This window comes from Micromonospora sp. NPDC005413, from assembly GCF_040606435.1.
GTDB lineage: Bacteria > Actinomycetota > Actinomycetes > Mycobacteriales > Micromonosporaceae > Micromonospora.
The window spans coordinates 1-13,011 of the sequence record NZ_JBEXEV010000062.1 but is presented as its reverse complement, the minus strand read 5'-3'; the positions used below and the strand labels follow the sequence as shown (position 1 = coordinate 13,011).

13 protein-coding genes are annotated in these 13,011 nt (G+C 72.6%); 7 read left to right on the top strand and 6 right to left on the bottom strand.

Going from position 1 to position 13,011, the window contains the following annotated elements; all coding sequences use genetic code 11:
- The coding region (locus tag ABZS37_RS32135; RefSeq protein ID WP_355175262.1) for an SGNH/GDSL hydrolase family protein at positions 1–716 on the bottom strand (716 nt) is incomplete at its 3' end.
- A 44-nt stretch (positions 717–760) separates the two neighbouring features.
- Positions 761–1,699 carry a sialidase family protein gene (locus ABZS37_RS32130; RefSeq protein ID WP_355175260.1) on the bottom strand — a complete coding sequence of 313 codons (939 nt, stop codon included), beginning with the start codon at positions 1,697–1,699 and terminating at the stop codon, positions 761–763.
- A gap of 334 nt (positions 1,700–2,033) precedes the next feature.
- Between ABZS37_RS32130 and ABZS37_RS32125 the strand changes: the two genes are divergently transcribed.
- Positions 2,034–2,600 carry a hypothetical protein gene (locus ABZS37_RS32125; protein WP_355175258.1) on the top strand — a complete coding sequence of 189 codons (567 nt, stop codon included), beginning with the start codon at positions 2,034–2,036 and terminating at the stop codon, positions 2,598–2,600.
- A 6-nt stretch (positions 2,601–2,606) separates the two neighbouring features.
- Here the strand turns inward: ABZS37_RS32125 and ABZS37_RS32120 are convergent, their stop codons facing one another.
- The 4 genes from ABZS37_RS32120 to ABZS37_RS32105 are packed head-to-tail and all read right to left on the bottom strand — an operon-like array spanning position 2,607 to position 6,349.
- Positions 2,607–2,879, bottom strand: coding sequence for a hypothetical protein (locus ABZS37_RS32120; RefSeq protein ID WP_355175256.1), 273 nt, complete (start codon positions 2,877–2,879; stop codon positions 2,607–2,609).
- A 47-nt stretch (positions 2,880–2,926) separates the two neighbouring features.
- Complete coding sequence (locus ABZS37_RS32115) at positions 2,927–3,535, bottom strand: class I SAM-dependent methyltransferase (protein WP_355175254.1); 609 nt, start codon at positions 3,533–3,535, stop codon at positions 2,927–2,929.
- A gap of 34 nt (positions 3,536–3,569) precedes the next feature.
- Positions 3,570–4,793 carry an MFS transporter gene (locus ABZS37_RS32110; protein WP_355175252.1) on the bottom strand — a complete coding sequence of 408 codons (1,224 nt, stop codon included), beginning with the start codon at positions 4,791–4,793 and terminating at the stop codon, positions 3,570–3,572.
- Positions 4,790–6,349 (bottom strand): AMP-binding protein, encoded by a 1,560-nt coding sequence (locus tag ABZS37_RS32105; RefSeq protein WP_355175250.1) that lies wholly within the window; start codon positions 6,347–6,349, stop codon positions 4,790–4,792. Before ABZS37_RS32105 ends, ABZS37_RS32110 begins: the two co-directional genes overlap by 4 nt.
- Before the next feature lie 299 nt (positions 6,350–6,648).
- On the opposite strand from ABZS37_RS32105, the gene ABZS37_RS32100 reads away from it, so the two are divergent.
- The 6 genes from ABZS37_RS32100 to ABZS37_RS32075 all read left to right on the top strand — a co-directional run bounded on the left by ABZS37_RS32100 (position 6,649) and on the right by ABZS37_RS32075 (position 12,955).
- The gene (locus ABZS37_RS32100) at positions 6,649–7,926 is read left to right on the top strand and encodes an SGNH/GDSL hydrolase family protein (RefSeq protein ID WP_355175268.1); all 1,278 of its coding nucleotides are present in this window, start codon (positions 6,649–6,651) and stop codon (positions 7,924–7,926) included.
- 67 nt (positions 7,927–7,993) lie between these two features.
- A complete protein-coding gene (locus ABZS37_RS32095; protein WP_355175266.1) occupies positions 7,994–9,205 on the top strand; it encodes a cytochrome P450 in 1,212 nt (403 codons plus the stop codon).
- Positions 9,206–9,212: 7 nt separating this feature from the next.
- Complete coding sequence (locus tag ABZS37_RS32090) at positions 9,213–10,187, top strand: alpha/beta hydrolase (RefSeq protein WP_355175248.1); 975 nt, start codon at positions 9,213–9,215, stop codon at positions 10,185–10,187.
- Positions 10,180–11,283, top strand: a complete 1,104-nt coding sequence (locus ABZS37_RS32085) for an alpha-hydroxy acid oxidase (RefSeq protein ID WP_355175246.1) — start codon at positions 10,180–10,182, stop codon at positions 11,281–11,283. The genes ABZS37_RS32090 and ABZS37_RS32085 overlap by 8 nt, the downstream gene beginning before the upstream one ends.
- Positions 11,284–11,286: 3 nt before the next feature.
- Positions 11,287–12,627, top strand: a complete 1,341-nt coding sequence (locus tag ABZS37_RS32080; RefSeq protein WP_355175244.1) for a PLP-dependent aminotransferase family protein — start codon at positions 11,287–11,289, stop codon at positions 12,625–12,627.
- Between the two features lie 67 nt (positions 12,628–12,694).
- Positions 12,695–12,955, top strand: coding sequence for a hypothetical protein (locus ABZS37_RS32075; protein ID WP_355175264.1), 261 nt, complete (start codon positions 12,695–12,697; stop codon positions 12,953–12,955).
- Positions 12,956–13,011 lie beyond the last annotated feature (56 nt).

Below are 13,011 nucleotides of genomic sequence, written 5' to 3'. Positions count from 1 at the left end.
GCGCGGCGCCCCGCGGGCGGGGGGGGGTGGGGGCGCGGGACGGGGGGGGGGGTGGGGGATAGGCGGCGGAGGGTTTCTGCCGTTGCCACGGCGTCGCTGCGGGCGCTGCCGTGGCGGCCGTCGCTGCTGTAGAGGCTCGGGTCGGCGGTGAGCGGGTGGTCGGTCAGGTGGACGTGCAGGGTGTTCAGGCGCTCGGCCAGCCTCGCCGTGTGTGCCGACAGTCGGCGCATCCGCTCGGCCAGGCCGGCGCGCAACGGTTCGGGGACCGCCGGGCTGTGCGACACGTCGAACATGCCCACCGTGATGACGTCCGCGCCAGCGTCCCGCAGCGCGAGGATCATCGCGGTCAGCTCGACGTCCACCGCGTCCGCGTCGTACGCCGGGTGGAAGGCGTCGTTGCCGCCGCAGACCACCAACGCCAGGTCCGGCGCGAAGGCCAGCGCCGGGGCGAGCTGGTCGGCCCGCACCTGGTGCGCCCGCAGCCCGCGTCGACCCAGATTCCGGTACGCCAGCCCGGGGCGGACGGCGGCCAGTTCGGCGGCGATCCGATCGGCCCACTGCACGTCCGGGTAGCCCGGCGTCGGCTCGCACATCCCCTCCACGACGCTGTCGCCGAGCGCCACGAACCGCCGCCACGGATGCCCGCGCAGCAACTCGGCGGCCTCGCCGGGACGCAGGCAGTACGGGTCCGTCGATTCGGTGAGCGTCGATGGCATGCCGGCACGCTAGCCGACTCGGGGGCGCCCCGGCCATGGCCCGCTCAGCCGGTCAGACGGACCTCCGCGAGGTAGACGCAGGTCCGTCCCTCGTGCGAGGAGTAGTAGCTGACCCAGAGCAGGTCGTCGTGCCAGACGAGGCCGGGATAGCTGGTGTCGCCGCCGGAGGGCAGTGCGACCAGCTCGGTCAGCTCGCCCCGGTCGGGGTCCACGGCGCAGACCGCGGTACGTACCTCGCCGTCGAGCAGGCGTACCCCGGCCAGCAGCCGTCCGTCGGGCAGCCGCAGCAGCGTCGGGCCGCCCACCTGGACACCCAGGTCCGTCCAGTGCCAGTCCCGATAGGGCGGCACGGACCGGCCGAGCTGCGCGGTGGCGTTGCCCCCGTCGCGGCGCAGCAGGCAGAAGGCCGCGCCGTCCGGATCGACGACCAGCCCCGACTCGTTGGGGTACCCGTCCTCGAACAGAGTCGGCACCCACGGCTGAAGGTCGATGCCGTCGGTGCTGCGGTAGAGCCGGGCGAACCTCGGCGCACCGGTGGCGTAGCCGACGCCGTACATCGTGCCGTCGTGCCAGGCCGCCCTCCACACCCAGACGCCCGGCTCGCCGATCGGGGTCGGATCGCCCCAGGCGTGCCCGTCCCCGGAGAGCCAGGTCACCGTCTGGAAGCTCTTGGTGGTCTCCCCGGTGACGGCTGCCGCCAGCAGTTGCAGCCGCCCGTCCGGCCGCGCGACGAGGCGCGGGTCGCGCAGGTCCGTTCCGGCCTGGCGGATGATCGTGGCGAAGGTCCACGATCGACCGTCGGTCGAGGTCAGCACCCGGATCACTCCGTCGTCGGAGAGGTGGCTTCGTGCCTCGCGGAAGGCGCAGAACCAGCTCCCGGAGTGCCGGACGAGGTCGGTGAACGCGCTGTGCGGCGCGCTGTCGCCGATCCGGTGGACGGCGGTGACCTCGGCGGTGGTGCGGCGGGTGGGTGACGACGTCATGCGCGACGGCCTCCTGGCGCTGGGGGAGCGGGATGTCCCGTGCCGGTCACGAGGGGCGGGTGCCGGCCGGTGCCTCCGACCTGGTGTCGGGCGTCGTCCGGTCATCCGGGCCGGGCGCGGTGACGACGGCCGAGGCTAACCGCCCCCGCCGACGCCCGCGCGGCCCTGAGACGAACGCGCGACGAACTTCCCCGGACGGACGTGGCTGGCGCTGTCGGATTGGTGTCGCCCGCCCGGCAATGTGGGCGCGTCGGGGTGAGGTGACGCCGCGGGCCGGTCACGATGGCGGTGGGCCGACCGCCGACGTCGCGGTGGCACGGGGGAGGTGGCAGGCGTGCTCAGTGCGTTTCTGCAGTCCATGGCGACGAAACTGGTCGAGGAGATCCTCAAGCGGCTCGTCGAGTGGCTCGCGCCGAAGGCGCTGCGGGTCGTGCCGCATCCCGCCTCGCCGACCTGCCCACGATGCGGCGGGTACGGCGTGGCCCGCTGGGCGCCCGGCCGGGTGCGGCTGCTCTTCGTGCTGTCCCTGCTGGTCTTCACCTGGGGCTTCGCGGGCCTCCTGCTCGGCGTGCCGATGGTGGTGTTGACAGTGGTCGGCGCGGTGTTGTCCGGCGCGATGCTGCCCGCCCTCCTCGCGCTGCTGGGTCTGCCGTTCTTCGCCACCGTGATGATCGCGGGCGCGTTCGGGCTGGCCCATTACCACAGCTACCCGCCGAAACGGTGCCAACGCTGCCAGGGCAGCTGGCCGCACCGCGAGCGTGACGAATACCTGCGGTCGACCCAGCCGGTGTTCACCTGCGGTTGCGGTCAGCGGCTACGGGTGCCCCGGGCCGCCGGGGTGCGGCTGCGCTGCCCGCGCTGCGGCGCCGAACACGCCGCCCCGGCCCCGGCCGGGCGCTGACCCGGGTCAGCCGTCGGTTGGCTCCTGTGCGGCTCGGTGGGTGGCGGCGAGACGCTTCGGGGCGCGGGCGTGCCACGCCTCGGTGACCACTTCGGTCAACTCGGAAAGACCGATCCGGTCGAGCCGGACCAGCACCGCCGGGTAGCCGTCGAAGTGCGGGGTGGTGAGGTAGACCGACGGGTCGTCGGCGAGCAGGGCTTCCTTCACACCGACGTCGGCGACTCGTACGCCGAGGAGCGGGCCGTCGGGCGTGCGGCGGACGTCCTCCCAGCTGGGCATGCCCCCACGGTACGGGCTCAGCCGGCCACGGTGTGCTCGCCGACGCCTTACCCTTCGGTGGCGACTGCCGCGATGGCGGCGTACGGCCGGTGAGTGCCGTCGCTGGGCCGCCGCACGCGCTCAACCTCCGTGAACCCGGCTCGCGTCAAGCACTCGGAGAGTTCGTCGACGGGCCAGCGGTACGCGGTCACGACCTTGTGGTCGAAGGCGGCGACCTCGTCACCCTCGAAGAAACCGAGCACCACCGTTCCGGCCGGGGCCGTTGCTCGCCGGAACTCAGCGAGCACGGCGTCGAGACTCTGCGGCGGTAGGTGAATCAACGAGAACCAGGCCAGGATGCCGTCGACGGAGTGGTTGGCGACATCGAGGCTTTCCAACGACCCGAGTTGGAACTCCACGCTCGGGTGGGTCGCCCGCGCGTGGGCGATGAACTCGGGGACCATGTCGATTCCCGTTGCGTCGACGCCCAACGAGTGCAGGTAGCCGGTGATCTGGCCGGGCCCGCAGCCCAGATCGAGCACCGTGCCAGGTCGGCCCGCCAGATGTCGCCCGATGAAGGCGAGGTCGTCGGGATGTACCTGCTGGCTCGTACCGAACAGCCCGATGTAGAGCTCCGCGACGGACGCATATGCCTGCCGGACCTGTTCCACGTTCACTGCCCGACTATATGAGCTCTCGGATTTCGGGGTGTCAGGGTGTGGTGGCGGGGGCGGGTCGCATCGGGGCCTTCGGACCCGACGGGCGGGCCACCAGCGGGTACGCGGTGACCACCAGGCAGGCCGCCGCCATGACCAGCAGCGCCGGGGTGAGCCCCAGGGCGTCCACCGACCAGCCGCCGAGCAGCGCGCCGACCGGCAGCCCGATGAAGGCCAACGAACCGGAGATGCCGATCACCCGGGTCTGCAACTCCGGTGGTACCCGCTCATAGAGCGCCACCCCCAGCAGCGGGTTGACCGCCGCGATGCCGATCCCGGACAGGAACGTCACCACGAGCACCATCGGCAGTTCGTCGCTGATCGCCAGCGCCACCAGCCGGGGTGTGCCGGCGACCAGCGCCCCGACCAGGAACGTCAGCCGACGGGGCAGCCGGGGCCCGAGCGCGGTGAACAGCACGTTGCCCAGCAGTGCGCCCGCCGAGAACGCCGCCAGCACCAGGCCGAGCCCGCTCGGGCCGTGTAGCTCACGGGCGACCCAGACCGGGATGTAGACGGCCACGCTGGCGTTGGCCACCATGTTCAGCGCCGAGATGACCACCAGCATGCCCAGCAGCGGTCGGTCCCGAGCCAGGTAGCTGAAGCCGCCCCGCAGGGCGCGGAGGTACCTCTCCGGCTGGGCGGGTTGCGCCGGGGCGGCCTGCGGGCGGACCAGGAGGCCGATCAGCAGCGCACAGACGCCGAAGCTGGCCGCGTCGATGAGGATCGCCCCGGTCACGCCGAAGCCGGCGATCAACAGGCCGCCGACGGCGGCGCCGAACAGGGTCACCAGGCGGCTCAGCCCGTCGTACGCGGAGGTCAGCCGGATCAGCGGCACCCCGGCGGCCTCGGCGACCGGCCGAAACATCACGTGCTTCACCCGGTCGCCGATGCCACGGAGCGCGCCCGCCACCGCCACGAGCGCCACCAGCGAGGTGAAGCCCAGCCACGGGGTCAGCGCCACGATCAGCATGACCGCCGCGCTGCCCACGTCGCACACGATCGAGGTGCGGCGCAGACCGATCCGGTCCGCCCATGGCGTGCCCAACGCGCTGGACAGCAGGTACGGCAGTGTCTCGGCGAACGCGACCAGGCCCATCTTGGTCGGGCTGCCCGTGGTGACCAGCACCAGCCACGGGATGGTGACCACCGAGATGCGGGTGCCCAGGTTGGAGATCAGGTCCGCGCTGACCAGGACGATCAGCTGCCGGCGGGGGGTCACGCCCCGACCGCCGCCGCCCGGCGCGCCGCGTACCGGTCGCGCAGTGCCCGCTTGTCCACCTTCACCGACCGGTTCACCGGCAGGCGGTCGGTGAACTCGACCCCGGCGGGCGCCCACATCTCGTTGAGTTCGGCGGTGACCAGGTCGATCAGCTCCGCCCCGGTGACCGTCGCGCCGGGCGCGACCACCACGTACGCGTACGGAACCTCGCCGACCGTCTCGTCGGGTACGCCGATCACGGCGGCGGCCCGCACCTGCGGGTGCCCGGCCAGCACGTCCTCGATCGGGCGGCAGAAGATCGCCCAGTTCCGTCGATGCGTCACGATCATGTCGTGTGCCCGGTCGACCAGGTAGAGGTAGCCGTCGTCGTCGAGGTGGCCGATGTCGCGGGTACGCACCCAGCCGTCGACCAACGTCTGCGCGGTCAGCTCGGGTTGGCCGTGGTAACCGGCGAAACTCAGCCGGGTGTGCACCCACACCTCGCCGTCGCGGCCCGTCGGCAGCACCGAGCCGTCGTCGTCGCGGATCTCGATGCGTACGTCGCCGTAGGGCCGCCCGCAGGAGCGCAGCCGCTCCGGATGCTCCGGATCGTCGGTCAGCCCGGGCAGCGCGGTGATCACGACGGCTTCGCTGAGGCCGTACACGATGCGCAGCACCGGGCCGAAACGCGCGATGGCCTGGCGCAGCCGGGCGGGCGCGGCGGGGCCGGCGCCCACGTTGAACATGAACATGGCGGAGAAGTCCGCACCGACCAGCGCCGGGTGGTCCAGCACCTCGTAGAGCATCGGCGGGGTGACGAAGGTGGAGTTGATCCGCTCCCGCTGCACGGTGTCCACGAAGGCCACCGGGTCCCAGTCGTCGCGCAGCACCAGCACCCCGCCGGTGAACAGGTTGAACAGCGTGGTGATCTGCCCGCTGGCCAGCCACATCGGCGAGTGCGACAGGTGCCGCAGCAGCGGGAACCCGGCGGCTCGGAAGTCGGCTGCCAGGGCGAGGATCTGGGCGTAGAAGCTCTCCCGGTGGTGCACCAGCTTGGGGCTGCCGGTGGTGCCGCTGGTCTGCAGGAACGACTCCGGCGCCGGCACGGGCGCCGGCAGATCGGCCGGGTCCGCGTCGGCGGTGAGGTCCGGACCGGCGCCGCCCGGGCCCAGGCAACACACCGGTGTGCCGGGCAGCGCGGCGGCCAGTTCCGGGCCCAGGCTGGCCGGGTCCCGGGCGTCGTAGACCAGGGCGTCGGGGCGAGCCAGGCGGATGAACTCGTCGACCTCCCGGCGGGCGGTGACCGGGGCGACCCACATCGTGCGGCAGCCGATCAGGTGCAGCGCGAGCTGGAGCAGCGGGCCCTCCACCGCGTTCGCCACGGTGACCAGCACCGCCGCCCCCGGCCGTACGCCGTGCCGGGTCAGCGTCGCGGCCATCGCCCGCACCTGCGTGGCGGCCTCGGTGTAGGTGAGCCGGCGGCCTCCACCGACCAGCGCCTCTCGGTCACCGAAGTCGGCGAAGAGATCCAACACCCTGTCCACATAGGTGGTCGTGTGCCCGGGTCTGTCAGTCATCCGGCAGCTCCCATCCGAGAAAGCGGCGGTCCCGGGTCAACGACGCGACGGTGGCGCGCGCTTCGGCGACCGCACCGCCGCCGCCTGCGAGCCTAGGCCCGGAAGGGCTGGTGGGGACCCGGCCGAAGGGCGATCCGAGAGGCCCGGCGGACATTTGATCGCGTCGATCAGGTTGATTGACGCCCGTCATCGGCGGCGGCTAGGTTTCTGGACCATCGTCCAGGCGGGAGCCGTCAGCGGACGGCCCTGGGCTGCCACACGATGGAGGTTCAATGTCGACCCCGAAGAGATGGCATGTCATCGCCGCCGCGGCCGCGCTGCTGGTCGCGGGAACACCCGCCGTCGTCGCCAGCGCCGGTCCGTCCGAGACCACCGCCGACCGACCCGACCGGTCCGAGTGGGCGGGCAGCTGGGCCACCGCGGTCACCCGGGGCAACTCGGTGGGGCTGACCAACACCGGTCTGAACGACCAGAGCGTCCGGATGGTCGTGCACGTCTCGGTCGGCGGCCCGGCGCTGCGGGTACGCCTGAGCAACCTCTACGGCGAGCAGGCGGTCAAGGTCGGTCGGGCCACCGTCGCCCGGCCGAACACGGTAACCGTCGACGACGTCTCCGACATCGACCCGGCCTCGCTGCGCCCGCTGGCCTTCACCGGTGCCGCGTCGGCGACCATGAACCGGGGCGCCGAGCTGCTCAGCGACCCGCTGAGCTTCCCGGTCGCGGACGACAGCGACCTGGTGGTCACCCTGCACTTCCCGACGCCGACCGGGCCGACCACCTTCCACGGGCAGTCCCAGCAGAACAACTTCATCGGCGCCGGTGACCTGACCGCAGCCGCCGACGGCGCCGGGTTCACCATCCGTCCCACGTGCTGCTGGTTCTTCCTCTCCGGCATCGACGTGCAGCGAAAGGCCAGCCCCGGTGCGGTGGTCGTGCTCAGCGACTCGATGGGTGACGGCAACGGCAGCACGGTCAACGCCAACCGGCGCTGGCCCGATCTGCTCTCCGACCGGCTGCTCGCCGACCGGCCGGACAAGCGCACCCCGGGCGTGCTCAACCTGAGCCTCGCCGGCAACCGGCTCAACCACGAGGGCACCGAGCCGGGCGACGGCAACTACCCCGGCTACTTCCAGCTCGGCCCCAACGCGGCGGCCCGGCTCAACGAGGACGTCTTCGCCCAGACCGGCGTGCGGACCGTCGTCACCCACCTGGGCATCAATGACATCTGGATGTCCAACGACTCACCCGAGGCGATCATCGCCACCCTGCGGCAGATCAACCAGCAACTCCAGCAGCGCGGGCTGACCAGCCTGGTGGCCACGCTGACGCCGTACGAGGGGCACGGCGCGCCGGGTGTGTGGACGCCGCAGAAGGACGCCACCCGGCAGGCGGTGAACGCGTACCTGCGGGGCAGCCGGGAGTTCGACGGGCTGCTCGACTTCGACCGGGTGCTGCGCGACCCGGCGCGGCCCAGCCAACTGCTGCCCGCGTACGACTCGGGGGACCACATCCACCCGAACGACGCCGGCAACCAGGCGATGGCCAACGCCGTGCCGCTGCGGGTGCTCGGCCTGTGACACCGGCCGGGGAAGGCGGGTGACCCCCGCCTTCCCCGGCCACACCATTCCTGGGGAGGAGATCGTCGTGGACGTGGGGGAGTTGCTCACCGGCCTCTACAGCGAGCAGGGCCGACAGGATCCGTACCCGTGGTACGCGGGCCTGCACCGGTTCGGGCCGGTCAGCGCGGTGCCGGCCCGCGCCGAGCACAGCACGGTGGCCGCGGTGGCGGTCGGGTACGACCTGATCGACGGGCTGCTGCGCGATCCGGAGTGGACGAAGCAGCCGCCGCCGGGCTGGGAGGAGCAGGAGATCCTGCGTACCTTCCAGACCTCGATGATGTTCGTCAACCCGCCCGATCACACCCGGATGCGGCACGTCTTCTCCCGCGCCTTCACGCCACGCCGACTCGGCGCGCTGGAACCGGTGATCCTGCGGGTGGTCGACGACCTGCTGGACCGGATGGCCGACGCCGGGGAAGGCGTTGTCGACTTCGTGGCCGACTTCGCGTACCCGATCCCGGCCCTGGTGATGGCCGAGTTCATCGGCATCCCGACGGGGGACCTGGCGTGGTACCGGGAGCGGGTGGAGCGGATCGACGAGTTCCTGGACGTGGCCGGTAAGACCCCGCAGCGGCTGGCCGCGGCCAACACCGCGGCGCAGGAGCTGCGGGTCTTCTACCGGGAGCTGCTGGCGCACCGCCGCCGGGTGCCCGGGGACGACCTGCTCAGCGGGTTGGTCGAGGCGCTCGACGCAGGCGAGGTGGAGCTGACCGAGGAGGAGTTGGTCAGCAACCTGATCGTGCTGTTCAACGCCAGCTTCGTCACCACCGTCTACATGTTCAGCAACGGGTTGCCGCTGCTGCTGGCCCACCCGGAGACGGTCGCCGCGCTGCCCACCGACGAGAAACTGGCCCAGGGCTGCGTCGACGAGGTGCTGCGGATGGCGAGCCCCGTGCACTTCCTGGCCCGCGCCGCGCCGGACGACACCGTGCTGGACGGTGTGCCGATCGCCAAGGACGACAACGTGCTTATCATGATCGCTGCGGCCAACCGGGACCCGGCGCGTTTTCCGGCCCCGGACACCTTCGACCCGACCCGACCCGGCCCACCGTCGCTGGCCTTCGGGGCGGGCCTGCACTTCTGCATCGGCGCGGCGGTGTCCCGGTTGGAGGGGCGCCTCGCGCTGCCCCGGCTGTTCGCCCGGTTCCCCGGCCTGACGGTCACCGAGACGCCGACGTACAGCGGCAGTCTGGTCCTGCGCGGCATCGACAAGCTACTGGTCAGCACCGGTGGATAGGAGCGACATGGCCCTGCACCCGGAGGTGGCGGCATACCGTGCGGCCCGTGCCGTGACCGGCACCCCCCCGCTGTACGCGCAGACCCTGACCGAGGCGCGCGCCGCGGACCTGGCCGCGATCCGCGCCGGCACCGGCGAGGTCGAGCCGGTGGCCGAGGTACGCGACGAGATGATCCCCGGCCCCGCCGGTGAACTGCCGCTGCGGGTGTACCGGCCGGCCGGGCCCGGCCCGCTGCCCACCCTGCTGTACTTCTTCGGTGGCGGGTGGACGCTCGGCAGCATCGACACCGCCGACGGCATCTGCCGGCGACTGGCCAATGCCGTGCCCTGCCAGGTGATCACCGTCGGCTACCGCCTCGCCCCGGAGCATCCCTTCCCGGCCGCGGTGCACGACTGCCACGCCGCCACCCGCTGGGTCGCCGGGCATGCCGACCGGCTGGGCGTGGACCCGGAGCGGCTGGCGGTGGGCGGGGACAGCGCTGGTGGGAACCTTGCCGCCGCGGTCACCCTGCTCTGCCGCGCGGAGGGGCCCACGCTCGCCGCGCAGCTGCTGGTCTACCCGAACACCGACCAGAGCGGCGAGCCGGCCGGCCCGGCCGACGACGATCCGACGCTGTTCAACCGCCGCTCGGTGGCCTGGTACCGCACGCACTACCTGGCAGACCCGGCACACGCCCGGGACCCCCTCGTCTCTCCGCTGCTCGCCGACGACCTGTCCGGGCTGCCTCCGGCGCTGGTGGTCACCGCCGAGCTGGACCCGCTCTGCGCCGAGGGGCAGCGCTACGCCGAGCGACTGCGCGATGCTGGCGTACCCACCCGGCTGGCGCACTTCCCGGGAATGATCCACGGCTTCTTCGCCATGCCCGGCGCCTTCACCGACGGGCGGCGGGCGCAGCTCGACGCGGCGGCGTTCCTGCGGGAACGGTTCGGGCTGCAACGTGAGCAGGACCGTCCGCCCGACACGGGAGTGCAGGATGGCTGAACAGGTGCTGACCGGCGTGCCGGCCGTGTCGCTCGCCGACTACGCCGAGCGGGCCCGGGTCGTGCTGCCGGCGGAGGTGTGGGACTACATCGCCGGTGGCAGCGCGGACGAGGTGACCCTCGCGGCCAACCGGTGCGCGCTGGATCGGGTCGCGGTGCTGCCCCGGGTGCTGCGCGGCGTGGACAGCGTCGACCTCGGCACCCACCTGCTCGGCCGCGCGTACGCCATGCCGGTCGGGGTGGCGCCGATGGCGTACCAGCGGCTGGTGCACCCGGACGGGGAACTGGCCCTGGCGGCGGCGGCCGGCGCGGCCGGGGTGCCCTATCTGGCGAGCACGCTGGGCAGCACTCCGATCGAGCAGGTCACCGGTGTGGGCGCGGAGGTCTGGTTCCAGCTCTACTGGCTGCGCGAGCGGGCTCTCGTCCGCGATCTGCTGGCCCGGGTCGTCGCGGCGGGCTGCCGGGCGCTGGTGGTCACCGTGGACGTCCCGGTGCTCGGCCGACGCCCCCGGGACCTGCGCAACGCGTTTCGGCTGCCCGCCGACGTGGTCGCCGCGAACCTGCCCGACGGCCGGGACGCCCTGGCGCACAGCGGTGCCCCCGGGGTGTCCGCGATCGCCGCGCACACCGACGCGGCGTTCGCGCCGGCGCTGCGCTGGACGGACCTGGCCTGGCTCCGCGAACACGTCGACCTTCCACTGGTGGTCAAGGGAGTGCTGGACCCCCGCGACGCGGTCGAGGCGGTACGGATCGGCGCGGACGCGGTGGTCGTGTCCAACCACGGCGGGCGGCAGCTCGACGGGGCTCCGGCCAGCGTCACCATGCTCCCGGAGGTCGTCGACGCGGTCGGCGACAGGTGCCAGGTGCTGATGGACAGCGGCATCCGTGGCGGCACCGACGTGCTGCGGGCGCTGGCGCTGGGTGCCGCCGGGGTGCTGGTCGGTCGGCCGCTGCTCTGGGCGCTGGCCGTCGGAGGCGAACGCGGCGCGCGGGACGCACTGGACCTGCTCGCCGCCGAACTGCGCGACGCTCTCACCCTGGCCGGCTGTTCCGACCCGGCGGCGGCCGGCGAGCTGCGTACCCGAACGGCGGGCTGAGCGGTGACCGACACCGAATCGGTAGACCTGACCGTCGCCGACCTGCACCCCGCGCTGGGCGATCCGGCGCTGACCTCGATGAACTTCCTCAACGAGGTGTCCGAGCGCTATCCAGCGGCGGTGTCCCTCGCGGCCGGCCGACCGTACGAGGAGTTCTTCGACCTCGCGGCGGTGCACCGGCACCTGGACACGTTCCACCGGCACCTCACCGACGACCTGGGTCACTCACCCGAGCAGGCCCGGCGGCTGTTGCTGCAGTACGGCCGGACCAAGGGCATCGTGCACCACCTGATCGCCCGCAACCTCGCCGTCGACGAGGGGATCACCGTCGACCCGGAGGCCGTCGTGGTGACCGTCGGCTGCCAGGAGGCGATGTTCCTGGTGCTGCGGGCGCTGCGCGCCGGGCCGGCGGACGTGCTGCTCGCGGTCGCCCCGACCTACGTCGGGCTGACCGGCGCGGCCCGGCTGGTGGACCTGCCGGTGTGGCCGGTCGCGGCCGGGCCGTCCGGGGTGGACCTGGACGACCTGCGGACCCAGGTGCGCCGGGCGCGGTCGGCCGGGCTCCGGCCACGCGCCTGCTACGTGATGCCGGACTTCGCCAATCCCTCGGGGGTCAGCCTCGACACCGCCGATCGGCGGCGTCTGCTGGCGCTGGCCGCCGAGGAGGACCTGCTGCTGCTGGAGGACAACCCGTACGGGCTGTTCCACCTCGACGACGGGCCGCGCCCGTCCACTTTGAAGTCGTTGGACACCGAGCGGCGGGTCGTCTACCTCGGCTCGTTCGCCAAGACCGTGCTGCCCGGCGCGCGGGTCGGCTATGTGGTCGCCGACCAGCGGGTGGCGGGGCCGGACGGTCGGGTCGGCCCGCTCGCCGACCAGCTCGCCATGATCAAGAGCATGGTCACGGTGAACACCTCACCGATCGCGCAGGCGGTGATCGGCGGCCGGCTGCTGGAGCACGGGTGCAGCCTGGTGCCCGCCAACACCCGGGAGCGGGCCGCGTACTCCCGTAATCTGCGCCACCTGGTGGCCGGCCTGGACCGGCGGTTCCCAACCGGGGCGGACGGTCCGGCGGCGGTACGGTGGACCGTACCCGCCGGCGGGTTCTTCGTGGTGGTGACCGTGCCGTTTCCGGTCGACGACGCGCTGCTGGACCGCTCGGCGCGCGACTACGGTGTGCTGTGGACGCCGATGGCGCACTTCTACGACGACACGGCGCCGGTGTGCGCGCTGCGGCTGTCGGTCAGCGCGGTCACTCCGGCACAGATCGACCTCGGGCTGGATCGCCTTGCGGCGCTCATCACCGACGAGTTGGCCCGCCGGGCACCCAGCTCGGTGGGTTGACACACCGCGTTCATCGGATGGCAATGCGCGACGGCCCGCGTGCCGCCGTCCTGGTTGGACGGTCATAATAGGCCGCATGGTTGCCTGGGAGTACGCCCTGCTCGTCCGCCGCTATCAGGGACAGGGCCGCAATTTTCATGTCTCGTTCGTCTGGTACGCGCCGGACGGGTCACGCAAGGACATCACGGCCTTCGGCGACACCGCCATCGCGCATCTCAACCTCGCCGGCCGGGAGGGTTGGGAGCTCGTCTCCGCCGCCGAGGACGTGAACAACGTCCAAGGAAGCACCGAAGTCCACCGCTACCACCTCAAGCGCCCCCTGGTCTAAGCCCCACCCCACCCCACCCCACCCGCGCCCCCACCGCCCCGCCCCCGCCCCCGCCG

Coding starts and splice junctions, on each gene's coding strand:
- ABZS37_RS32090 (WP_355175248.1), top strand. CDS start 9,213: ATGGCCCTGCACCCGGAGGTGGCGGCATACCGTGCGGCCCGTGCCGTG.
- ABZS37_RS32085 (WP_355175246.1), top strand. CDS start 10,180: ATGGCTGAACAGGTGCTGACCGGCGTGCCGGCCGTGTCGCTCGCCGAC.
- ABZS37_RS32120 (WP_355175256.1), bottom strand. CDS start 2,879: ATGCCCAGCTGGGAGGACGTCCGCCGCACGCCCGACGGCCCGCTCCTC.
- ABZS37_RS32105 (WP_355175250.1), bottom strand. CDS start 6,349: ATGACTGACAGACCCGGGCACACGACCACCTATGTGGACAGGGTGTTG.
- ABZS37_RS32130 (WP_355175260.1), bottom strand. CDS start 1,699: ATGACGTCGTCACCCACCCGCCGCACCACCGCCGAGGTCACCGCCGTC.